This window comes from Streptomyces sp. SDr-06 (genome assembly GCF_003324565.1).
Lineage (GTDB): Bacteria > Actinomycetota > Actinomycetes > Streptomycetales > Streptomycetaceae > Streptomyces.
In genome coordinates this window covers 1-1,348 of sequence record NZ_QOLA01000072.1, presented here as the reverse complement: position 1 = coordinate 1,348, position 1,348 = coordinate 1, and the positions used below count along the sequence as shown (strand labels likewise).

The following is a 1,348-nucleotide window of genomic DNA, read 5'->3' as shown; positions in this document are numbered from 1 at the left end:
CGGTGTCGTGGGTTTCTGACTCGATCGGGTGGAGGCGGGCCTTGGCGAGGAGGTCGAGTCCCATGTAGCGGCGGGCCTCGGTCCATTCGTCGTTCTGCTCGGCCAGGACGGCGCCGACCAGGCGGATCACGGCGGTGCGGTCGGGGAAGATGCCGACCACGTCGGTGCGCCGGCGGATCTCCTTGTTCAGCCTCTCCTGCGGGTTGTTCGACCAGACCTGCCGCCAGCTCTCGCGCGGAAACGCGGTGAAGGCCAGCAGGTCGTGCTGGGCGGCGTCCAAGTGGGCTGCGGCCTTGGGGAACTTGGCCTCCAGGGTGTCCAGGACGTGCCGCATCTGAGCCTGGACAGCGTCGCTGTCGGGTTGTTCGAAGACGGTCCGCAGCAACGTGGCCACCCACGGCTGAGCCGATTTCGGGACCTGGCTGAGCAGATTGCGGGCGTAGTGCGTGCGGCATCGCTGCCACGATGCTCCGGGCAGGACGGCGCCGATGGCGTCGACGAGGCCGGCGTGGGCGTCGGAGACGACGAGTTGGACGCCGGACAGGCCGCGGGCGATCAGGGAGCGCAGGAAGGCCAGCCAGCCGGCGCCGTCCTCGGCGGTGGCGACGTCGATGCCGAGGATCTCGCGGTGGCCGTCGGCGTTGACGCCGACCGCGATCAGGGCGTGGACGTTGATGATCCGGCCGCCCTCGCGGACCTTCTGGGTCAGTGCGTCGACCCAGACGAATGTGTAAGGGCCTTGGTCCAGGGACCGGTTGCGGAACGCGGCAACCTGCTCGTCCAGATGCTTCGCCATGGCACTGACCTGGGACTTCGACAGCTGGGTCACCCCGAGGGACTCGGCGAGTTTCTCGACTCTGCGCGTGGACACGCCCAGCAGGTAGGCGGTGGCGACCACGGAGATGAGGGCTTGTTCGGCCCGGCGGCGTCGCTCGAGGAGCCAGTGCGGGAAGTAACTGCTCTGGCGCAGCTTGGGGATGGCGAGTTCGACGGTGCCGGCCCGGGTGTCCCACTCGCGTGGGCGGTAGCCGTTGCGGTGGTTGACGCGTTCGTCGCTGACCTGGCCGTATTCGGCGTTGCAGAGGGCGTCGGCCTCCGCGGACATGAGTGCGTCGGCGAACGTCTTGACCATCGTGCGCAGCAGATCGGGACTCGCCGCGGCGAGGTTGTCCTCGGCGAGGGCATGCAGGGGGCACACTGTCGGGTGCGGTCATCGTGCTGATCTCCTTCGAGGCTTCGACACTTCGAAGATCAGCCGGTGGCCGTTCATCTATGCGGGCACCATCCCGACGCCGGAGCAAACCCCCGGATCAGGTCGAACCCGTACACCATCTCCATGGACGCAACC

At 68.1% G+C, this 1,348-nt stretch carries 1 pseudogene; it reads right to left on the bottom strand.

Going from position 1 to position 1,348, the window contains the following annotated elements:
• Positions 1-1,214: pseudogene (locus DT019_RS39020) on the bottom strand (IS256 family transposase); the annotation flags it as partial.
• Between the last annotated feature and the right edge of the window lie 134 nt (positions 1,215-1,348).